The following is a 21,709-nucleotide window of genomic DNA, read 5'->3' on the forward strand; positions in this document are numbered from 1 at the left end:
GAACGCGGGAGCGCGCCCGGGTGAACGGACGGACACGTCCGGGCGCCCTTGTATCCTGCGGACATGACATCACCTGAGACCGATGGCCGCGCCCCGCTCGACCGCTTCTACAGCGTGATCCCGGCAGGCGGGATCGGCTCGAGGCTGTGGCCGCTCTCCCGGGCCGACGCCCCGAAGTTCCTGCACGACCTCACCGGCTCGGGCCAGACCCTGCTCCGCGACACCTGGGACCGCCTCGCCCCGATCTCGGGTGCTGACCGGATCATGGTCGTCACCGGCCGTGCGCACCGCGCCGCGGTGGAGCAGCAGCTCGAGAGCCTCGAGGACCTCAACGTCGTCCTCGAGAGCGAGCCGCGCGACTCCTCCGCCGCGATCGGCCTCGCCGCCGCGATCCTCGAGCGCCGCGAGCCCGGCGTGATCATCGGCTCGTTCGCGGCCGACCATGTGATCAGCGGTCAGCACCTCTTCCACGACGCGGTGGCCGAGGCGGTCGTCGCCGCCGACGCCGGCTTCATCGCGACGATCGGCATCACGCCGACCGAGCCGGCGGTGGGCTTCGGCTACATCCGCACCGGCGACCACCTCGGCATCGAGGGCGCCGCGCACACGCTCGCCGTCGACTCCTTCGTCGAGAAGCCCGACGCCGACACCGCCCGCACCTACGTGCAGAGCGGTCAGTACCTCTGGAACGCCGGCATGTTCATCGCCCGCGCCGACCGCCTGCTCGAGGAGCTCGGTCGCTCGAAGCCGAAGCTGCTCGCGGGTCTTCTCGAGCTCGCGGAGGCATGGGACACCCCGGAGCGCGGCGCTGTCGTCGACCGCATCTGGCCGGGCCTGGAGAAGATCGCGATCGACTACTCGGTCGCCGAGCCGGCCGCCGCGGAGGGCAAGCTCGCCGTCGTCCCCGGCCACTTCTCCTGGGACGACGTCGGCGACTTCGCCTCCATCGCGAAGCTGCACGCGAGCGGCCTGCGCTCCGACCTGGCGATCCTCGGCGAGGACGCCCGCGTCCTCGCCGACTCCGCCACCGGCATCGTGGTCAGCGGCGGCAATCGCACCATCGCGCTGATCGGCGTGAAGGACATCGTCGTCGTCGACACCCCCGACGCCCTCCTCGTCACCACCACGGAGAACGCCCAGAAGGTGAAGGGCGTCGTCGACGCCCTCCGCCTCTCGGGCCGCACCGACGTCCTGTAGCCGATCGTCGCGAGATCCGTCGTCCTGGAACAGATGGATCTCGATACGCCCTCCGCGAGGGCTACTCGATCAGCATGGCTGGAGGCGGCCGCGCTCGACCCCCGCTGGTCGAGTAGCCGCGCAGCGGCGTATCGAGACCGCCGTCCCCAGCAGGGCGGTTCTGCAGACTCACGTTCTGACGTCTGTGGATCTCGATACGCGCGCTCCGCGCGCTACTCGATCAGCATGGGGTGGCCGCGCGCCCGGAGGCAGTCGTGTCCTCACCGACTGGTCGCAGAGCCGTCCGGGAGCGCCGCCTCCCGGACGCCCTCACCCGCAGGGTCGAGGGCCGCGAGCGGAAATCGCGTGCCAGCGATTTCCGCCAGCCCGACGCGACCCGCTCTGCGGAACGCACCACTCCTGGTGGCCGACCGCGGGGGAGGAGCCGCCTGCGGCTCCTCCCCAAGACCGGCACCGCATCGAGGGCCGCGAGCCGGAATCGCGTGCCAGCGATTCCGGCCAGCCCGACGCGACCCGCTCTGCGGAACGCACCACCTCGACGGGCCGACCGCGGGGGAGGAGCCGCTCGCGGCTCCTCCCCAAGATCAACACTGTGTAACGCTTCCCGAGTTGGCCCTCCGCGGCGGCTGAGCGTTCCGACACCTTGGGTAACGTGAGGTCATCGATGCCCTGCAGTGCCGATCGTGCGCGCGGGGCCGAATCTTGGAGGACGAATCTTGACTATCACCACGCGTAAGGCCGCGTTCGGCGGTCTCGCCGCTCTGGGCGTCACCGCGCTTCTCGCCGGTTGCGCCTCCGCCCCCGAGGAGAGCGGCTCGAGCGCCGCCGCCGGTGGCGACTTCCTGCCCTGCATGGTCTCCGACGCGGGCGGGTTCGACGACAAGTCGTTCAACGAGCTGGGCTACAACGGCCTGGTCGCGGCGTCCGAGGACCTCGGCGTCACCCCGAAGACCGTCACCTCGGAGTCCGAGACGGACTACGCGCCCAACCTGACGAGCCTCGTCGACCAGGGCTGCAACCTGATCATCACCGTCGGCTTCGCCCTCGCCGAGGCCACCTCGGCCGCGGCGGAGGAGAACACCGACATCGACTTCGCCATCATCGACGACGCGTCGATCGACCTGCCGAACGTCAAGCCGATCACCTTCGACACCTCGCAGTCGGCGTTCCTCGCCGGCTACGCGGCGGCGTCGTACTCGAAGACGGGCGTCGTGGGCACCTACGGCGGCCAGCAGTTCCCGACCGTCACCATCTTCATGGACGGCTTCGCGGACGGCGTGGCGTACCACAACGAGCAGAAGGGCACCGACGTCAAGGTCGTCGGCTGGGACGTCGCCGCGCAGACCGGCTCCTTCACCGGAGGCTTCGCCGCCGGTGTCGAGGCCAAGTCGGCCGCGCAGTCCCTGATCGACCAGAACGCCGACGTCATCCTCCCGGTCGGCGGCCCGATCTTCCAGTCGGCCATCGAGGCCATCCGCGACTCCGGCAAGGAGATCGCCATGGTGGGTGTCGACGCCGACCTGTACGAGACCTACCCCGACGGCGGCGACCTGTACCTGACCTCGATCCTCAAGGGCATCGAGGCCGGCACCACCGACGTCACCTCCACCGCGGGCGCCGACGCCTTCGACGCGACCCCGTACGTGGGCACGCTCGAGAACGACGGCGTCGGCATCGCGCCGTTCCACGACTTCGAGTCGAAGGTCTCGGCCGACCTGCAGGGCGAGCTGGACACCATCAAGGAGGGCATCATCGACGGCTCGATCACCGTCGAGTCGCCGTCCGCTCCCGCCGCGTCCTGATCCCCGGATCGATCGCAGCGCACTGACGAAGAGGCCGGTGGGCCCGAGTTCTGCTCGGGCCCACCGGCCTCTCGTCGGCTGTCCCGCCGGCTCCCGCGCGCTGGCAGCCCGCACCGAAAGTTAGATTGGACCCATGAAGCTCGAACTGCGGGGCATCACGAAGCGCTTCGGCGCTCTCGTGGCCAACGATCACATCGACCTCACCGTCGAACCCGGTGAGATCCACTGCCTCCTCGGCGAGAACGGCGCGGGCAAGTCCACGCTGATGAACGTCCTGTACGGGCTGTACCAGGCGGAGGAGGGCGACATCCTGCTGGACGACGTGGTCCAGCGCTTCTCCGGCCCCGGCGACGCCATGAAGGCGGGGATCGGGATGGTGCACCAGCACTTCATGCTCGTGCCGGTCTTCTCGGTCGCCGAGAACGTCATGCTCGGCCACGAGGAGACGAAGTCGGGCGGGCGGCTCGATCTGGCCGCGGCGCGCGCCCGCGTCCGCGACATCTCCGACCGCTTCGGCTTCGACGTCGATCCCGATGCGATCGTCGAGGACCTGCCCGTCGGCGTCCAGCAGCGGGTCGAGATCATCAAGGCGCTCTCCCGCGACGCGAAGGTCCTCGTCTTCGACGAGCCGACCGCCGTGCTGACCCCGCAGGAGACCGACGAGCTGATCGCGATCATGCGGCAGCTGCGCGCCTCCGGGACCGCGATCGTCTTCATCACGCACAAGCTGCGCGAGGTCCGCGAGGTCGGCGACCGCATCACGGTCATCCGCCTCGGCCAGGTCGTGGGCGAGGCCTCGCCGACCGCGAGCAACGCGGAGCTGGCCTCGCTGATGGTCGGCCGCGCCGTCGAGCTCACCGTCCAGAAGGAGCCGGCCCGGGCGGGCGACGAGGCCCTCGTCGTCAGCAACCTCACCGTCCGCGACGCGAACGGGCAGGCCGTCGTCGACGACGTCTCGTTCGAGGTCCGCCGCGGCGAGATCCTCGCGATCGCCGGCGTCCAGGGCAACGGCCAGACCGAGCTGACCGAGGCGATCATGGGCCTGCAGGAGCGCGTCGAGGGCACGGTGACCCTCGACGGCCGCCGGCTCGACGGCCTCTCCGTCCGCCGCGTGCTGGACGCCGGCGTCGGCTTCGTCCCCGAGGACCGCACCGAGGACGGCCTGGTCGCCGAGTTCACCATCGCCGAGAACCTGATGCTCGACCGCAGCGACAGCGGCCCCTTCGTCAAGGGCCTCGGCCTGCAGCTGAAGGCGCTGGAGACGTTCGCCGAGGAGCGCGTCCGCGAGTTCGACGTCCGCGCGCAGGGCATCACCACGCACGTCGGCCGACTCTCCGGCGGCAACCAGCAGAAGGTCGTGCTGGCCCGCGAGCTCAGCCGTGAGCTGCGGCTGTTCATCGCCGCCCAGCCGACGCGCGGCATCGACGTCGGCTCGATCGAGTTCGTGCACAAGCGGATCGTCGAGACCCGCGACACCGGCGTGCCCGTCATCGTCGTCTCCACCGAGCTCGACGAGGTCGCGGCTCTCGCCGACCGCATCGCGGTCATGTACAAGGGCGGCATCATCGGGATCGTCCCCGCCGACACTCCCCGGGAGACCCTGGGGCTCATGATGGCCGGGCAGTCGCCCGCCGAGAAGGGTGCGGCCGCATGAGCGACGCGCAGTTGCCCGCCGTCGATCCGGACGCCGAGTCCGAGAGGGCGACCGGTCTCGAGCCGGGCCAGAAGCCGGGTCAGGAGGCGCGGCCCGGCCCGATCGAGAGCGGGGCCTCGCGCGTCCTCCGCGAGATCCTCTCCGGCACCGCGCTGATGTCGGTGCTCGCCGTGCTGCTCTCGCTGATCGCGGGCGGCGTGCTGATCGCCGCCACCGACCCCGAGGTCCAGTCGGCCTCGGGCTACTTCTTCGCCCGGCCGCTCGACACGCTGCAGGCGATCTGGCAGTCGGTCGCGGGGGCGTACTCCTCGCTCTTCCAGGGCTCGGTCTACAACTTCCGCCGCGAGGGCTTCGCGAACGGCATCAAGCCGCTGACCGACACGCTCGCCTTCGCCACGCCGCTGATCGCGGGCGGCCTCGGTGTCGCCCTCGCCTTCCGCGTCGGGCTCTTCAACATCGGCGGCCGCGGCCAGATGCTGATCGCCGCCGCCTGCGCCGGCTGGGTCGGCTTCTCCTTCGACCTGCCGTTCGGCGTGCACCTGGTGATCACGCTCGCCGCGGGCATCCTCGGCGGGGCGCTCTGGGGCGGACTCGTCGGCCTGCTCAAGGCGAGGACCGGCGCGCACGAGGTGATCCTCACGATCATGCTCAACTACGTCGCGTTCTACTTCGTCTCCTACCTCCTGCGCACGCCGGGGGCCCTCCAGGCGCCGGGTTCGAACAACCCCAAGTCGCCCGGGATGAAGGACACCGCGGTCTTCCCCGACCTCCTCGGCTCCGGCTACTCGCTGAACCTCGGCTTCGTCGTCGCGATCCTCGCGACCGTCTTCGTCTGGTGGCTGCTCAACCGCTCGAGCATCGGCTTCAAGTTCCGTGCGGTGGGCGAGAACCCGCACGCGGCCCGGGTCGCCGGCATCGACGTCAAGAACAGCTACGTGTACGCGATGCTGCTCTCCGGCGGCCTGCTCGGCCTGGCCGGCAGCGCGCAGGTGATGGGCACCGTCACCACCGGCTTCACCTCCGGGATCGACGCGGGCATCGGCTTCGACGCGATCACCGTCGCGCTGCTGGGCCGGTCGCGGCCCTGGGGCGTGTTCTTCGCCGGCATCCTCTTCGGCGCGTTCAAGGCCGGCGGCTACTCGATGCAGGCCGCCGAGGGCGTGCCGATCGACGTGGTCCTCGTCGTGCAGTCGCTGATCGTCCTCTTCATCGCCGCGCCGCCCCTGGTGCGCGCGATCTTCCGCCTCCCGACGCCCGGGGTCGCCCCGAAGCGCCGCACGCGCCGCACCACGGAGGTGTCCGCATGACGACCGCAGTCTCCCGTGCCCCCGGGACCGCGTCCCGGGTCGCCGTCCGCAGCTGGAAGGCTCCGATCGCGTTCGGGATCTTCGCGCTGCTGGCCGTGATCCTGTTCGTGGCCCTCGGCCGCGACGGCACCAGCTCGTTCCGCCTCGCCTCCGGCAACGACTTCTTCGCCCTGCCGGACCTGCCGTTCCCGACCCGCGCCACCGGCGTGGTCGTGGCGGTCGTCCTGGTCGGTCTGACGGCGGTCGCCGTCGCCTTCACCCGCTCGGCCCGCCGCCTGCCGCTCTGGCTCTCGGCGCTCTTCGCGCTCGTCTTCCTGGTCGGCTTCCTGGTCTGGGCGTCCGCGGGCGCGACCCTGCCGCTGCCGGGACTGCTGCTCGGCACCGTCGGACTCGCGACTCCGCTGATCTTCGGCTCGCTCGGCGGCGTCATCTCGGAGCGCGTCGGCGTGGTCAACGTCGCGATCGAGGGCCAGCTGCTCGCCGGCGCCTTCACCGCGGCGATGGTCGGCTCGCTGACCCGCCAGCCCGTGCTCGGCCTGCTCGCGGCGATGATCGCGAGCGTGCTGGTCTCCTTCGTGCTCGCCGCCTTCGCGATCAAGTACCTGGTCGACCAGGTGATCGTCGGCGTGGTCCTCAACGTCCTCGTGACGGGGCTGACGAGCTTCCTCTACTCGCAGGTGCTGACCAGCGACGCCGCCGTCTTCAACTCGCCGGTCAAGTTCGAGCGGCTGCCGATCCCGGGGCTCAGCCAGGTGCCGATCCTCGGCCCGGTGCTGTTCAACCAGACGATCATCGTCTACCTGATGTACTTCGCGATCTTCGCCGTGTGGTGGGGGCTGTTCAAGACCAAGTGGGGCCTGCGGCTCCGCGCGGTCGGCGAGCACCCCCAGGCCGCGGACACCGTCGGCATCAACGTCGCCAGGACGCGGTTCTGGAACGTCTCGCTCGCCGGCGCGATCGCGGGCATGGGCGGGGCGTACTACACGCTCGACGCGGTCGGCGCCTTCGGCAAGGAGATGACGGCGGGCGCGGGCTTCATCGCCCTGGCGGCGGTCATCTTCGGCCGGTGGGACCCGATCAAGGCCACCCTCGCCTCGCTGCTGTTCGGCTTCGCGACCAACCTGCAGAACGTGCTCGGCGTCATCGGCTCGCCGGTGCCGAGCGAGTTCATGCTGATGCTGCCCTACGTGGTGACGATCTTCGCGGTCGCCGGCCTGGTGGGGCAGTCCCGCGGGCCGGCCGCCGCCGGCAAGCCCTATCTCAAATCGTGAGGACGGATCCGATGACCGACATCGACTGGGACGCGCTGCGCACCGCCGCGCTCGACGCGATGGGCAAGGCCTACGTGCCGTACTCGAAGTTCCCCGTGGGGGTCGCCGCGCTGGTCGACGACGGCCGGGTGATCTCCGGCTGCAACGTCGAGAACGCCTCCTACGGCCTGACCCTCTGCGCCGAGTGCGCGTTGGTGTCCTCGCTGCACATGACGGGCGGCGGCCGGCTCGTCGCCTTCACCTGCGTCGACGGCAAGGGCGGCGTGCTGATGCCCTGCGGGCGCTGCCGTCAGCTGCTCTTCGAGCACTCCGCCGACGGGATGCTCCTGCAGACCGTGTCGGGCGTGAAGACGATCGACGAGGTCATCCCCGACGCGTTCGGTCCGCGCACCCTCGAGGCGTACGCGGCCGAGTAGTCCCGCCCCGCTGACGCCCTCCGCGGCGCCGACGGCCCTCCGCGGCCGTGGCGCGCCGACGCCTCCCGCTCCCACTCCTGAACCGAGGACCCCGCATGACCCCGTCCACCCCCGTCGAGGCGTTCGATGCCGTCGATCTCATCCGCACCAAGCGCGACCGCGGCACGCTCTCGACCGCGCAGATCGACTGGCTGATCGACGCCTACACCCGCGGTTACGTCCAGGGCGAGCAGATGGCCGCCTTCGCGATGGCCGTGCTGCTCAACGGGATGGACCGCGACGAGATCCGCGACCTGACCCTCGCGATGATCGCGAGCGGCGAGCGGATGAGCTTCGACGGCCTCGGCAAGCGGACGGTCGACAAGCACTCCACCGGTGGCGTCGGCGACAAGATCACGCTGCCGCTGATGCCGCTGGTCGCCTCCTTCGGCGTCGCGGTGCCGCAGCTCTCGGGCCGCGGCCTCGGTCACACGGGCGGCACGCTCGACAAGCTCGAGGCGATCCCGGGCTGGCGCGCGAACCTCAGCAACGAGGAGATGTTCGAGCAGCTCCGGACCGTCGGCGGCGTGATCTGCGCCGCGGGCTCCGGGCTCGCCCCGGCGGACAAGAAGCTCTACGCCCTGCGCGACATCACCGGCACCGTCGAGGCGATCCCGCTGATCGCCTCCTCGATCATGTCGAAGAAGATCGCGGAGGGGACCGACGCCCTGGTCCTCGACGTCAAGTTCGGCTCCGGCGCGTTCATGACCGACATCGCGCGCTCGCGCGAGCTGGCCCGCGCCATGGTCGATCTCGGCAACGACGCCGGCGTCCGCACCACGGCGCTGCTGACCAACATGAACGTGCCGCTCGGCCTCGCGATCGGCAACGCGAACGAGGTCCGCGAATCCGTCGAGGTGCTCGCCGGCGGCGGCCCCGCGGACGTCCGCGAGCTGACCCTCGCGCTCGCCCGCGAGATGCTGGCGCTGGCCGGGCAGCCCGACGCGGACGTCGAGGGCGCGCTCGACGGCGGCGCGGCGATGGACACCTGGCGGGCGGTCATCCGCGCCCAGGACGGCGACCCGGACGGTGCGCTGCCCGTCGCCCGCGAGACGCACGTGGTGCTCGCCGAGCGCGACGGCGTCCTGGTCGAGCAGCAGGCGCTGCCCTTCGGCATCGCGGCCTGGCGCCTCGGCGCGGGCCGCGCGCGCCAGCAGGACGCGGTGCGGCACGCCGCCGGCATCGACCTGCACGCGAAGCCCGGCGACCGGGTCCGCGCCGGTCAGCCGCTCTTCACACTCTCCGCCGACGAGCCGTCCCGCTTCGCCCGCGCGCTCGAGGCGCTGGACGGCGCCTACCGCATCGGCGACGAGGGCGACGCCGTCCTCGACGGCGGCCCACTGGTGGCGGAGCGCCTCGCCTGACCCTCGCCGCCGCTCGGGTCGAGCTCCGGCTCGCGGAACGGCCTCCGGCACGTCGGATCCACGGATTCCGGCGTGCCGGAGCTGTTTCCGCGTGCCGGGAGTGGGGCGGACGTCCGGCTCGTGGAGTCGAGTCCGGCTCGTGGACTCCGCTGGTCAGGGCGTGCCGGAGCTGCTTCAGCGTGCCGAGGGTGGTTCGGGTGCAGGTCCGGCTCGTCCAATCGAGTCGGGCTCGTGGAACCCGAAGGTTCCGACGTGCCCGAGCTGTTTCCGCGTGCCGGAGGTGAGCAGAGAGGAGCTTCGGCTCGTGAAACCGGCCCGGGCTCGTGGGATCCGCTGGTTCAGGCGTGCCGGAGGTGACTCCGCGTGCCGGTGGTGAGCCGAGTGGATGTCCGGCTCGTGGAACCGGCCCCGGCTCGTGGAATCCGAAGGTCTCGACGTGCCGGAGCTGTTTCCGCGTGCCGGAGGTGGCCCGGTCTGCGCGCGCACCCTGCCTGACCCGGACGGGGTGGTGGACTCGGCGGAGGCCGGCGCGGGTGGCACCGTAAGGTGGTCGGCGAACCGTCGTCCCACCGGAGGAGCACCGTGACCGACAGCACCGAGATCGGCAGCAGCCACGAGGAGTACCTCCTCCCGGGCGAGGGCATCCTCATCGACGACCTGCCCAAAGTGTCGCTGCACGACCACCTCGACGGCGGACTCCGCCCCGAGACGATCGTCGAGATCGCCGCGGAGACCGGCGTCGCCCTCCCCGCCGAGGACCCCGAGGCCCTCGAGCGGTGGTTCACGACGACGGCGGACTCCGGCTCGCTCGAGGACTACCTCGCGACCTTCGAGACCACGATCGCCGTCATGCAGACCGCTTCGTCGCTCGAGCGCGTCGCACGCGAGTTCGTGCTCGACCTCGCCGCCGACGGAGTCGTGCACGGCGAGATCCGCTGGGCGCCCGAGCAGCACCTCCGCGCCGGTCTCACCCTCGACGCGGCCGTCGAGGCCGTGCAGGAGGGACTCGAGCAGGGCGTCCAGGAGGCGGCCGCGCACGGCTCCCGCCTCGGCGTCGGCCAGCTGATCACCGCGATGCGGCACACCGACCGCTCGCTCGAGATCGCCGAGCTCGCCCTGCGCCACCGCGAGCGCGGTGCGATCGGCTTCGACATCGCCGGTGCGGAGGCGGGCTTCCCGGCATCGCGGCACCGCCCCGCCTTCGAGCTCCTCGCCGCCGCGCACTTCCCGACGACCGTCCACGCGGGCGAGGCCGACGGACTCGACAGCATCCGCTCGGCGCTCCTGGACGGGCGCGCGCTGCGCCTCGGCCACGGCGTCCGGCTCGCGGAGGACATCCGCGTCGAGCGCCAGGACGACGACGCCAGCTACGTGACTCTGGGTGAGCTCGCCGAGTGGGTGAAGGACCGGCGGATCGCGCTCGAGCTCAGCCCCTCCTCGAACCTGCAGACCGGCGCGATCGCCGCGTGGGGCACCGAGCTCGCCGACCACCCGTTCGACCTGCTCTACCAGCTCGGCTTCCGCGTCACCGTCAACACCGACAACCGCCTGATGAGCGGCACGACGCTCAGCCGCGAGCTCGCGCTGCTCTCGGACGCGTTCGGCTACGACCTCGACGACCTCGAGGCGTTCCAGGTCAACGCGGCCGAGGCCAGCTTCCTGCCGCTGGACGAGCGTCGCGAGCTGATCGACACCATCAGCGCCGGCTTCGAGGCGGCCTGAGCATGCCGCTCGACCCGCTCTCCGACGCCGCGGTGGCCCTGCGTCACCCCGCCGCCAGCTGGCGCGAGGCGGTCATGGAGGCGGGCCGCGCCCTCGAGCGCAGCGGCGCCGTCGACCCGGCCTACTCCCGCCGGATGGTCGAGCAGGTCGACGTGCTCGGCCCCTACATCGTGATCGCCCCCGGCCTCGCCCTCGCGCACGCCCGCCCGGGCAACGACGTGCTCGCGGACGGGATCTCGGTGGTCACCCTCGCCGAGCCCGTCGCCTTCGGCCACAGCACCAACGACCCGGTCTCGGTCGTCATCGGCATCGCCGCCACCCAGGCGCACGGCCACGTCGGCTTCGTCTCCGGCCTCGCCGACGTCCTCAGCAAGCCGGACGCGGTCGCGGCCCTCGCCGCCGCCCGCACCGTCCGCAGCATCAACGCCGTCCTCACCGACGACACCCCGCACCACGGAAGAAGCGCATGAAGATCGTCACCCTCTGCGGCGCCGGAATCGGCACCTCCGCCATCCTCAAGCTCGGCGCCGAGCGCGCCCTCGAAGCCCTCGACCTCGAGGCCGAGGTCGTCGCCTCCGACCTCGCCTCCGTCGACGCCCTCGCCGCCGACGCGCAGGTCATCCTCACCTCCAGCGAGCTGATCGACAGGATCGGCAAGACCTTCGCCGAGGTCGTCGTCATCGACAACTACCTCGACCAGACCGAGATCACGGCGAAGATCGAGCGGGCGCTCGGCGGTGCCGTTCTCTGAGCCGCTCCCTGCGCGGCTCAGCGCGGTCGGCTTGTCGACGTGGTGCGTTCCGCAGAGCGGGTCGCGTCGCGCTGTCGAGAATCGCTTGGCACGCGATTCTCGATCGCGCGCTCTGCGGTGCCATCTGTCTGAGCCGCCCCCTGTGCGGCTCAGCGCGGTCGGCTTCTCGAGGTGGTGCGTTCCATGGAGCGGGTCGCGTCGCGCTGTCGAGAATCGCTTGGCACGCGATTCTCGGTCGCGCGCTCTGCCTTGAGGGTGCTCGCTTCTGGTGGGTGCGAGGGCGTGACGGGTCGCGAGATGCCACTTGGGTACGCGACACGCCGGGGGAAGCGGGCGTAAGTGGCATCTCGCGGAGGGGCGGCGGGTCAGGGGGCCAGCAGGGTGAGGGTGCGGGTGAGGAGGGCTCGGGCGCGGGCGGGGGAGAGGCGGGTCGGCTCCTCGGCGGCGCGGGCGACGGCGATGCCGTCGAGGACGGCGAGGAGGAGCGCGGCGTCGTCGGGGTCGAAGGACGCCGTGGGGCGCGCGGCGCGCAACAGCTCCAGGACGACGTCCTCCGTGCGCGACCAGCCGGCGGTGTGCAGGGCGCGGATCTCCGGGTCGGTGCCGGCGCGCGAGGCGAACGCGGTCCAGACGACGGCGTCGGGGACATCGGCGTCCTCGACGCAGGCGATCGCCTCGCAGAAGGCGCGCAGGCGAGCGTCCGCCGACGGCTCCTCCTCCCGCAGGTCGAGCATCCGCCGGCGGAACCGCTCCTCCACCGCTGCCATCGCGCCGGTCAGCAGCGCCTGCTTCGTCGGGAAGTGGTGCTGGACGGCGCCTGCCGAGACGCCGGCTTCGGCGGCGACGGTCCGGATGCTGAGCTGATCCGCCCCGCGCGTCGACAGGACGGTGACGACCGCCGAGAGGATGTCGCTCCTGCTCTCGCGCCGATCGGCCACGTGCGCTCCTCTCGATCCATCCGCTCGAGCAGGCTACGCTCTCGAGCATGACCAATACGACTGTATTGCCTGCCACTGAGACGGCGAGAGCGCGCATCGACTCGCTGGACGTCGTCCGCGGCGTCGCGATCATCGGGACCCTCGGCACCAACATCTGGCTGTTCTCCCACCCGTGGGGACTGCTCGGGATGCTCAGCGAGCCGGTGACGGCCGGGACGTCCCCGGGCGCGCAGACCGTGCAGCTGGTGCTGATGGCTCTGGCGCAGGGGAAGTTCCTCGCCCTACTCTCGCTCACCTTCGGCATCGGGCTGGCGATCCAGCACGCGTCCGCGGTCCGCCGGGGGCGACGCTGGCCCGGTCGCTACCTCTGGCGGGCGACGCTGCTCCTTCTCGACGGCGCGGTCAACTACGTGCTGATCGCGGAGTTCGACGTGCTGATGGGCTACGCGGTCACGGGGGCGGTGGTGGCCTGGCTGCTGCTCACCCGGCCGCGGACGCAGCGGCGCACGGTGGTCGTCCTCGGCGCGCTGCACGTCCTGCTGATCTCGGCGCTCGTGGCGCTCGTGGCGACGCAGCCGGGTGCCGGTCAGGGTCCCACCGGTCGCAGCCCGTACGCGGACGCCTCCTTCCTCGGCCTCGCCCTCTTCCGGCTGCAGAACACGGGAGTCTTCCGGGCTGAGCCCGTGCTGATCGGCTTCCTCAGCCTGGCGATGTTCCTCCTCGGCGCCCAGCTGCTGCGGGCCGGCCTCTTCGCGGAGGAGGGGCGACCGCTGCGGCGGCGGCTGATGGTCCTCGGTGCGGTCGCTGCTCCGGTCGACCTGGCGCTCGGCCTCACCGGGAGCGCGGCCGGTCTGCTGGCCGAGCGCTATCTCGTCGCTCCGCTGGTGGCGCTCGGACTGCTCGCCCTCCTCGCCGAGCTCGGCCTGCGCCGGGGGAGTGACGGCTGGGTCGCGCGGCGTGCGCGCGAGGTGGGTCGGGTCGCGCTGAGCGCCTACCTCCTGCAGAACCTGCTCGGGGGCGCGCTCTTCTACGGCTGGGGCCTCGGGCTCGCGGTCACCGCGGCGCCGTGGCGGGTGCCCGTGACGATCGGCGCCTTCGTCCTGATCGCGGCGATCGTCGTGCTCGCCGCGCACCTCTGGCTCCGCCGCTTCGCTGTCGGCCCGGTCGAGTGGCTCTGGAGGCGCGGCGAGCAGCTGGGGAGTCGTCCCTCCCGCTGACGACGTGGTGCGCCAGATCCCGCGCCAGAACGGCGAGGTCGGGACGCCCGTGCGATTCTCCGACCTGGCTCCGTCTCCGAGCCTCTTCACCGAATCGATAGGACTGAAGTGCGTACTCGCATCCGCTGCACGATCGCTGGGCTCACCACCCTCGGCCTCCTGGCGGGAGGTGCTGTCCTGGGGGCGGGACCCGCCTTCGCCCAGACCGCGTCACCCGTCACGTCGACGGCCACCGCCACCTCCATTGCCGCACCCGAGTGGAGCGCGACCGCGACGTACACGGGCGGGCAGCAGGTGACCCGCCAGGGGAAGCTGTACACCGCCGGCTGGTGGACCCGGGGCGAGGACCCGCTGCTGGTCTCCGGAACGGTCGGGACCGGCAAGGTCTGGCAGCCCGCCACCGGCGCGAGTGCTCCGTCCGTCACGCCGGCACCCGCGCCCACCGCCGCGCCCGCTGCCGCATCGACGCCGACCGCTGCGCCCGCGCCCACGCGCGCCCCGGCGCCCGTCGCCGCCGCGGTGCCGACCGCCGCGCCCGCGCCGGCCGCCGCCGCGTCGAACCCGTTCCCGGGCGTCGCGGCGTGGAGTGCGTCGGCGACGTACACCGGCGGCCAGCAGGTCGTGCGCGACGGCAAGCTCTACACCGCCGGCTGGTGGACCCTCGGCGCGGACCCCCGCACCGAGTCCGGTGCGATCGGCTCCGGGAAGGTGTGGCAGCCCGCGAGCGCGGTCGCCCCCGCCCCGATCTCGACTCCGGCCCCGACGACGACTCCGGTCCCCGCGAAGACGGCGGTGCCGACCCCGTCCGCCGCCACGGATCCCGCGAAGAGCCCCGGCACCGCGGCGCCCGTCACCGGAACGTCCCCCGCCGTCCTGCGCTCCGGCTACAAGGACATCACCATCAACATGGACTGGAACACCCACCAGCTGCGCACCGCGGTCGACGGCCGGATCGTCCCCCTCGTGGGTCCGGACTCCTGGGCGAGCCGGACCGGCAGCAGCGCGGTCACGCTCGCCTTCGCCTCCGGCACCGGGGACGCCCCGAACTGGGCGGGCGTCACGGCGGACGAGTTCCGCAGCTCGATCGACCAGCTGGTCGCCGCGGACGTGGACTACGTGCTCGCCACCGGCGGAGCCTCGGCGGTGTTCACCGCGAACGCCGCGCAGCTGGACTCCTTCATCAGCCGCTACGCCTCGAAGAACCTGATCGGCATCGACTTCGACATCGAGCGCGGGCAGACCGCCGCGCAGATCCGGGAGCTCGCCGACGCCGCTGCCGTGGCCGAGGTGAAGTACCCGAACCTCCGGTTCCAGTTCACCCTGCCCACCGCGGCGGCGTCGGACGGATCGAGGTACAGCCTGACCGACGTCGGCGTCACGACCGTCGAGGCGATCAAGGCCTCGGGCGTGCAGCACTACACCGTCAACCTGATGGCCATGGACTACGGTCTGCCGACCGCCGCGAACGCGGTCATCGACTCGACGACCGGCAGGACCGACATGGGGGCCTCCGCCATCCAGGCCGCTCGGAACGTGCACGAGAAGCACGGCATCCCCTACTCGAAGCTCGAGCTGACCGCGATGATCGGCGTCAATGACGTGACCGAGGAGGTCACCTCCGTCGCGGACTTCGAGAGGATCGCCGCCTTCGTGAAGACGCAGGGCCTCGCCGGACTGCACCACTGGTCCGTCGACCGCGACACCCCGTCGACGGTCGGTGTGGTCTCCCCGACGGGCTCCGGCACGGCCATCCCGTCGGGGGCGTTCGCCGCGGTCGTCAACCGCGCCGGCTGACCCACGCCCGTCCGCTGCGCCGCCCCGCCGACCCGCGGGGCGGCGCAGCGGCGCGCCCCGGATCCGGTCCTCGCCGTCCGCGTCGCTCGCCCTCTCCGCCCGCCCCCTACTCAGGAGCCGCCCCACCCATGTCCTCGATCCCGTCCGACCCCTCCTCGCCCGATCTCCGCCACGCCTCCCGGCGTCCGCGTCCGCTGCTCCGCCAGCTCCTGTCCGTCCTCGCGACGGCCGTCGCCGTCGTCCTCGGGCTCGTCCTGTCGACGATCGCGGCGGCGTTCGCGCTCGCCGTGTCCCTGCCCTTCGCGATCGTCGTGTGGGTCGTCCTGTCCCTGCTGCTCGTCTTCCTGCTGGTCTCGGCCGTGCAGCGACTGCTCCCGCGTCGGCCTCGGCCGGTCCGCCGGTCGGTGCGCCTGCGCACCCCGCTGATCGTCGCCGCCGTCGCGACCGCCGCCGTCGGCGCGCTCACCGGAGGCACCGTCCTCGCGCCGATCGGCGGGTCGTCCGTCGGCTTCGGCCCGGTCGCCCCGCAGTACTGGGACCTCTCCACCGGCTCGCACGTCGCGTACTGGAAGACCGCCGCTCCCGGCCCCGGCGGATCCGACGTCCCGATCGTGTACCTCCACGGCGGTCCCGGCGCGTTCGTCTTCCCCGGAGACTTCGACTTCGCCCCCGTCCTCGCCGGGACCGGACACGACGTGTACATGTTCGATCAGGCCGGCGCCGGCTACTCGTCCGAACTGCCCCTGGGGGAGTACACGCTCGAGCGGTCGCTCGCGGACATCGACGCCGTCCGCGAGCAGACCGGGGCGGACCGAGTGATCCTCGTCGGCCACTCCGCGGGCGGCTTCCTGGCGGCCGCCTACGCGGCGGAGCACCCCGAGCACGTCGAGAAGACCGTCTTCGTCTCGCCCGGTTCCTACGACACCTCCGCGGAGGGGCTCGACGCCGCCGCGGCCGCTCAGGCGGCCGCCGACGAGCGGTCGAGCGAGGCTCCGAGCAGTGATCAGCCCGCTCCCGATCCCGTTCACCTCGGCACTCAGCTGCGGATGGCCGCCGCCTCGGCCGTGCTCGACTCCGTGGGCTCGGACGCCGCCGCCGCCCTTCTCTCCCAGGAGGACATGAAGAAGGTGCTCGCGGCCGGGGCCGGCGCGTCGGGCGGCCTCAACCTGTACGTCAACGTGATCCTCAACAAGGATTTCGAGGCGCACTGGGGCACTGTCCTCTCGCAGCTGGCCGCAGTCCAGGTCCCCACGCTGCTCGTCCGGGCGCAGTACGACTACCTCGACTGGCGCGGTCAGCACCTGCTCGCCGGGGCCGTTCCCGACGCGCAGACGGTCTACATCCCCGGCGCGGAGCACGTGCCGTGGGCGCTGCAGCACGATCGGACGATCGCCGCGGTGTCCGACTTCCTCCTCGACCGGGCGCAGCCGATCTACACCGGCGACACCGACCCCGGGCTGGCGGACGCTCCCGATCGCGGCTGATCGCCGCTCAGCGCAGCAGCTCAGCGGCTCCCGTCCGCAGGGCGTCGAGGCGGGCGGCGACCGCGCCGCGGCGGGCGTCGGCGTCCACCTCGTGCGACCACGCGTCGAGGTAGAGCTTCACCTTGGGCTCGGTGCCGCTCGGCCGGGCGATCAGACGGGCGCCGTCGAGGGTGAACCGCAGCGCGTCCGTCGGCGGCAGCGCTCCGCCCGCCGCGAGCAGGTCCTCCGTGCGCTGCACCGTGAGGCCGCCGATCGCGGCGGGCGGAGCGCTGCGCAGCCCCGCCATGATCCGGCCGATCTCGGACAGGTCGGTCACCCGGAGCGAGATCTGCTCCGAGCCGAAGAGGCCGAACCGCTCGGCGAAGGCGTCGAGCTCGTCGGCGATCGTGCGGCCCTCGGCGGCGAGCGAGGAGGCGAGATCGAGGAAGGCGAGCGCCGCCGAGATCCCGTCCTTGTCGCGGACCGTCTCCGGGTTCACGAGGTAGCCGAGCGCCTCCTCGTAGCCGAAGACCAGGTCCGGGACGCGCGAGATCCACTTGAAGCCGGTCAGCGTCTCCGCGAACTCCAGCCCGTAGTCCCGGGCGACCGCGCCGAGCGCGGGGGAGGAGACGATCGAGCAGGCGAGCGCGCCACCCGTCCGGCCGGCGGTACGGGCGCGCTCGGCGGCGCGCCAGCCGAGCAGCGCGCCCACCTCGTTGCCGGACAGGCGGCGGAAGCCGTCCTCGAGCGACGCGTCCGGGATCGCCGCGGCGAAGCGGTCGGCGTCGGGATCATTGGCGACGATCAGCTGAGCGCGGCCCGAGCGCGCGGTCGCGAAGGCGAGGTCGAGCGCCCCGGCCTCCTCGGGGTTCGGGAACGCCACGGTAGGGAACGCGGGATCGGGATCGATCTGCTCGACGACCACGGCCGGCTCGTCGAAGTCGGCGGCGGAGAGCACGCGGTGCGCGGTCTCCCAGCCCACGCCGTGCATCGCCGTGTAGACGACGCGCAGCGGCGCCGACTGGCGGCCGACCGCCGCCGTCGCAGCGATGTAGGCGTCGACCACCGACTCGTCGGCGACGCGGTACTCGCCCCGGCGCAGCTCGGTGACGCGGCGCTCGGTCGCGACCGCGAGGATCCGCTCGGCGATCGCGGAGTCGACCGGCGGCACGATCTGCGAGCCGTCATCGCCGCCGCCGAGGTAGACCTTGTAGCCGTTGTCCTGCGGCGGGTTGTGGCTGGCCGTCACCATCACGCCGGCGTCGGCGCCGAGGTGGCGCACGGCGAAGGCCAGCACGGGAGTCGGCAGCAGTCGGGGGAGCAGCACCGCGTCGGCGCCCGCGCCGGCCATCAGGGCGGCCGAGTCCTCGGCGAAGACGCGGGAGTTCCTCCGCCCGTCGTAGCCGATGACGATCAGCGGGCGCTCGAGGCCCTGGGCGCGCAGGTGGTCCGCCAGCCCGACGGCCGCCTGCGACACGAGGACGCGGTTCATCCGGTTCGAGCCGGCCGCGATCGCGCCGCGGAGCCCGGCGGTGCCGAAGGCGAGGCGCTCGCGGAAGCGGTCCGCCAGCTCGGCCGCGGCGGCGGAGTCACCGGCGGCGTCGGCCGACAGCAGGTCGACGAGCTCCTGCCGGGTCTCCGGGTCGGGGTCCTGAGCGAGCCAGTCCTCGGCGCGCGCGCGGACGTCCGCCGTCACAGTGCGCCCGTGATCCCGGCGAGCAGGCGGGCGAGGTCGTCCTCGGCGTTCCGCCCGGCCTCGAGGACCTCCTCGTGGCTCAGCGGCGTCTTCTGGATGCCCGCCGCCAGATTCGTGATCAGCGACATGCCCAGCACCTCCATGCCGGCCTCGCGCGCCGCGATCGCCTCGAGGGCGGTCGACATGCCGACGATGTGGCCGCCGATGATCCGCGCCATCTGCACCTCGGCCGGGCTCTCGTAGTGCGGGCCGCGGAACTGCACGTAGACGCCGTCGTCGAGGTCCGCACGGGTCTCGCGGGCGAGCGCGCGCAGGCGGGCGGAGTAGAGGTCGGTGAGGTCGATGAACGTCGCGCCCTCGAGCGGGGAGTCGGCGGTGAGGTTGATGTGGTCGCTGATCAGGACCGGGGTGCCGGGGGTCCAGTGCTCCTTGATGCCGCCCGCGCCGTTGGTGAGGATCATCACCGAGGCGCCGGTCGCCGCGGCGACCCGGACGCTGTGCGCGACCCGGCGCACGCCGTAGCCCTCGTAGTAGTGGGTGCGGGCGCCGATGATCAGCGCGCGCTTGCCGGTCGGCAGCAGCACCGAGCGCAGGCTCCCGCCGTGGCCGTGCACGGCCGACTTCGTGAAGCCGACGATGTCGGTCGCCGGGACCGTCGCGGTCGTCTCGCCGATCGCGTCCGCGGCCTTGCCCCAGCCGCTGCCGAGCGTGAGGGCGATGTCGTGCTTCTCGACGCCGGTCGCCTCGATGATCTGGGCGGCGGCCTCGGCGGCGATCGCGAAGGGATCGGCGTCGGCGGAGTCGAGCGGATTGGGGGTCTGGTCAGCCATTCCCCCACCCTATCCACGCGCGACGCGAGGGTGGGCGAGGCCCGCGGACCCTCCCGGACCCGCGTCGATTGGGCGAACTCCCAGCGCGGGAGGACAATGGGAGGCATGCCTTACGAGTTCGAGCGCACGCAGCGGATCGCCGTCCTCGGAGGGGGACCCGGCGGCTACGAGGCCGCCCTCGCCGGAGCCCAGCTGGGCGCCGAGGTCACCCTCGTGGAGCGGGTCGGCGTGGGCGGCTCGGCCGTCATCACCGACGTCGTGCCGTCGAAGTCGCTGATCGCGACCGCCGAGGCCACCAACGCCATCGGCGAGGCCGCCGACCTGGGTGTGCAGTTCTTCACCCGCCACGAGCAGACCAACAAGCCGGTCCGCCCCGAGGTCGCGGTCAACCTCGCCACGGTCAACAAGCGCCTCCTCGGGCTCGCCCGCCAGCAGTCCGAGGACATGCGCGCGAACCTCGTGCATCACGGCGTGCGCATCGTGCAGGGCGACGGTCGCCTCGACGGCTCGAACGCGCTGATCGTCGCGACGGCTCCCGGCGACGAGGGCATGGACTTCGACCGGATCGAGGCGGACACCATCGTCGTGTCCGTCGGCGCCAGCCCGCGCATCCTGCCGTCCGCCGCGCCCGACGGCGAGCGGATCATGAGCTGGACCCAGCTCTACAACCTCAAGACCGTGCCCGAGCACCTGATCGTGGTCGGCTCCGGCGTCACCGGCGCGGAGTTCGCCTCCGCCTACCGCGCCCTCGGCGCCAAGGTCACGCTGATCTCCTCCCGCGACCAGGTCCTCCCCGGCGAGGACGCCGACGCCGCCGCCGTGATCGAGAACGTCTTCAAGCGCAACGGCATGGTCGTGCTGTCCAAGTCGCGCGCCGACCGCGTCGAGCGCACCGAGACCGGTGTCCGCGCCGTGCTCTCCGACGGCCGCGTCGTCGAGGGCTCGCACTGCCTGATGGCGGTCGGCTCGATCCCGAACACCGCCGGCATCGGCCTCGAGGAGGCGGGCGTCCAGCTCACCGAGTCGGGTCACATCCGCGTCAACCGCGTCGCGCGCACCAGCGTCCCCTCGATCTACGCGGCCGGCGACTGCACCACCTTCCTGCCGCTCGCCTCCGTCGCCGCCATGCAGGGCCGCACCGGCGTCTTCCACGCCATGGGCGACGCGGTGAACCCGACCGAGGTGCGCAACGTCGCGGCGAACATCTTCACCCAGCCCGAGATCGCGACCGTCGGCTGGAGCCAGAAGGAGATCGAGGAGGGGCTCGCCCAGGGCGAGATCTACAAGCTCCCCCTCGCCGCCAACCCCCGGGCCAAGATGATGGGCATCCGCGACGGCTTCGTGAAGGTCTTCGCCCGCACCGGCTCCGGCACCGTCATCGGCGGCGTCATCGTCGCCCCCAAGGCCAGCGAGCTGATCTTCCCCCTCGCCCTCGCCGTCGAGCACCGCCTCACCGTCGACCAGGTCGCCCGCGCCTTCACCGTCTACCCCAGCCTCACCGGCTCCATCTCGGAGGCGGCGCGCGCCATGCACATCGTCAGCTGACGCTGACGATGTGCGCGCCCATCTCTGAGCCGCTCCCCGCGCGGCTCAGCGCGGTCGGCTTGTCGACGTGGCGCGTTCCGCAGAGCGTCCTGCGTCGCGCTGCCGAGAAACGCTGGCACGCGTTTCTCGGTCACGGCGCTCTGCCCTGCGGGTGAGCGGCTCCGGCGGTGACCGTCCCATGCTGATCGAGTAGCGCGCGGAGCGCGCGTATCGAGATCCGGTGCCGACGGGCGCAGTATCAGCTGTGGCGCGGAGTCATCGCTGGTGGGCGATGAGGGCGGCTCCTGGCTGATGGTGTGCGCCTGGAGCTGCACTGCTGGTCGAGGGAGGGTCTCGATACGCCGCTGCGCGGCTACTCGACCAGCATGAAGGAGCCGCGACGCGGGTTCCTGCGGACGCGCATCGGCCGATCATGCTGATCGAGTAGCGCGCGGAGCGCGCGTATCGAGATCCGGCGCTGCCCGGGGCGCGGCGTCAGCTGTGGTGAGACTGCATTCAACCGGACTGCTGATCGAGGGAGGGCCTCGATACGCCGCTGCGCGGCTACTCGACCAGCATGTGCGCACCTGCGCGGCTACTCGACCAGCATGTGTGCGCCGTCGCGCGACCGCTCGACCAGCTTGTTCCGGAGCAGACCGGAGCGGTGCAGTGTCAGGCAGAGCGCACGACCGAGAAACGCGTGTCAGCGTTTCTCGGCAGCGCG

Annotated in this window: 17 protein-coding genes; 14 read left to right on the plus strand and 3 right to left on the minus strand. The window is 72.1% G+C overall.

Annotated elements, in window-relative coordinates:
* Positions 1-63 precede the first annotated feature (63 nt).
* The 10 genes from EDF17_RS04075 (at position 64) to EDF17_RS04120 (ending at position 11,523) form a co-directional block, all read left to right on the plus strand.
* A complete protein-coding gene (locus EDF17_RS04075; protein ID WP_123445289.1) occupies positions 64-1,197 on the plus strand; it encodes a mannose-1-phosphate guanylyltransferase in 1,134 nt (377 codons plus the stop codon).
* Between the two features lie 716 nt (positions 1,198-1,913).
* On the plus strand, positions 1,914-2,999 hold the full coding sequence (locus EDF17_RS04080) for a BMP family ABC transporter substrate-binding protein (RefSeq protein WP_123445290.1): 1,086 nt from the start codon (positions 1,914-1,916) through the stop codon (positions 2,997-2,999).
* A gap of 133 nt (positions 3,000-3,132) precedes the next feature.
* Positions 3,133-4,653: an ABC transporter ATP-binding protein gene (locus tag EDF17_RS04085; RefSeq protein WP_123445291.1), complete on the plus strand. Its 1,521-nt coding sequence runs from the start codon at positions 3,133-3,135 to the stop codon at positions 4,651-4,653.
* Complete coding sequence (locus EDF17_RS04090) at positions 4,650-5,960, plus strand: ABC transporter permease (protein ID WP_123445292.1); 1,311 nt, start codon at positions 4,650-4,652, stop codon at positions 5,958-5,960. The genes EDF17_RS04085 and EDF17_RS04090 overlap by 4 nt, the downstream gene beginning before the upstream one ends.
* The gene (locus tag EDF17_RS04095; protein WP_123445293.1) at positions 5,957-7,231 is read left to right on the plus strand and encodes an ABC transporter permease; all 1,275 of its coding nucleotides are present in this window, start codon (positions 5,957-5,959) and stop codon (positions 7,229-7,231) included. The genes EDF17_RS04090 and EDF17_RS04095 overlap by 4 nt, the downstream gene beginning before the upstream one ends.
* An 11-nt stretch (positions 7,232-7,242) precedes the next feature.
* On the plus strand, positions 7,243-7,647 hold the full coding sequence (locus EDF17_RS04100) for a cytidine deaminase (RefSeq protein ID WP_123445294.1): 405 nt from the start codon (positions 7,243-7,245) through the stop codon (positions 7,645-7,647).
* 95 nt (positions 7,648-7,742) lie between these two features.
* Complete coding sequence (locus EDF17_RS04105; RefSeq protein ID WP_123445295.1) at positions 7,743-9,050, plus strand: thymidine phosphorylase; 1,308 nt, start codon at positions 7,743-7,745, stop codon at positions 9,048-9,050.
* Between the two features lie 600 nt (positions 9,051-9,650).
* Entirely contained in the window at positions 9,651-10,772 is a 1,122-nt protein-coding gene (locus EDF17_RS04110) for an adenosine deaminase (protein ID WP_123445389.1), read from the plus strand.
* 2 nt (positions 10,773-10,774) lie between these two features.
* Positions 10,775-11,242, plus strand: coding sequence for a PTS sugar transporter subunit IIA (locus EDF17_RS04115; RefSeq protein ID WP_123445296.1), 468 nt, complete (start codon positions 10,775-10,777; stop codon positions 11,240-11,242).
* Positions 11,239-11,523 carry a PTS sugar transporter subunit IIB gene (locus EDF17_RS04120; protein ID WP_123445297.1) on the plus strand — a complete coding sequence of 95 codons (285 nt, stop codon included), beginning with the start codon at positions 11,239-11,241 and terminating at the stop codon, positions 11,521-11,523. Before EDF17_RS04115 ends, EDF17_RS04120 begins: the two co-directional genes overlap by 4 nt.
* 365 nt (positions 11,524-11,888) lie before the next feature.
* On the opposite strand, the gene EDF17_RS04125 is transcribed toward EDF17_RS04120, so the two are convergent.
* Positions 11,889-12,461 carry a TetR/AcrR family transcriptional regulator gene (locus tag EDF17_RS04125; protein ID WP_123445298.1) on the minus strand — a complete coding sequence of 191 codons (573 nt, stop codon included), beginning with the start codon at positions 12,459-12,461 and terminating at the stop codon, positions 11,889-11,891.
* A gap of 47 nt (positions 12,462-12,508) precedes the next feature.
* Between EDF17_RS04125 and EDF17_RS04130 the strand changes: the two genes are divergently transcribed.
* From EDF17_RS04130 to EDF17_RS04150, 3 genes are all read left to right on the plus strand, one after another.
* Positions 12,509-13,678 (plus strand): DUF418 domain-containing protein, encoded by a 1,170-nt coding sequence (locus tag EDF17_RS04130; protein WP_123445299.1) that lies wholly within the window; start codon positions 12,509-12,511, stop codon positions 13,676-13,678.
* A gap of 108 nt (positions 13,679-13,786) precedes the next feature.
* Positions 13,787-15,472, plus strand: a complete 1,686-nt coding sequence (locus EDF17_RS04145; RefSeq protein ID WP_123445300.1) for a carbohydrate-binding protein — start codon at positions 13,787-13,789, stop codon at positions 15,470-15,472.
* Positions 15,473-15,600: 128 nt separating this feature from the next.
* Entirely contained in the window at positions 15,601-16,956 is a 1,356-nt protein-coding gene (locus EDF17_RS04150) for an alpha/beta hydrolase (RefSeq protein WP_123445301.1), read from the plus strand.
* 7 nt (positions 16,957-16,963) lie between these two features.
* On the opposite strand, the gene EDF17_RS04155 is transcribed toward EDF17_RS04150, so the two are convergent.
* On the minus strand, positions 16,964-18,631 hold the full coding sequence (locus tag EDF17_RS04155) for a phospho-sugar mutase (protein WP_123445302.1): 1,668 nt from the start codon (positions 18,629-18,631) through the stop codon (positions 16,964-16,966).
* Complete coding sequence (locus EDF17_RS04160) at positions 18,628-19,461, minus strand: purine-nucleoside phosphorylase (RefSeq protein ID WP_123445303.1); 834 nt, start codon at positions 19,459-19,461, stop codon at positions 18,628-18,630. The genes EDF17_RS04155 and EDF17_RS04160 overlap by 4 nt, the downstream gene beginning before the upstream one ends.
* A 105-nt stretch (positions 19,462-19,566) precedes the next feature.
* On the opposite strand from EDF17_RS04160, the gene EDF17_RS04165 reads away from it, so the two are divergent.
* Complete coding sequence (locus tag EDF17_RS04165) at positions 19,567-21,006, plus strand: NAD(P)H-quinone dehydrogenase (protein ID WP_123445304.1); 1,440 nt, start codon at positions 19,567-19,569, stop codon at positions 21,004-21,006.
* The last annotated feature ends 703 nt before the right edge of the window (positions 21,007-21,709 follow it).

The sequence above is a fragment of the Rathayibacter sp. PhB1 genome, from assembly GCF_004362935.1.
In the GTDB taxonomy this organism is placed as follows: Bacteria; Actinomycetota; Actinomycetes; order Actinomycetales; family Microbacteriaceae; genus Rathayibacter; species Rathayibacter festucae.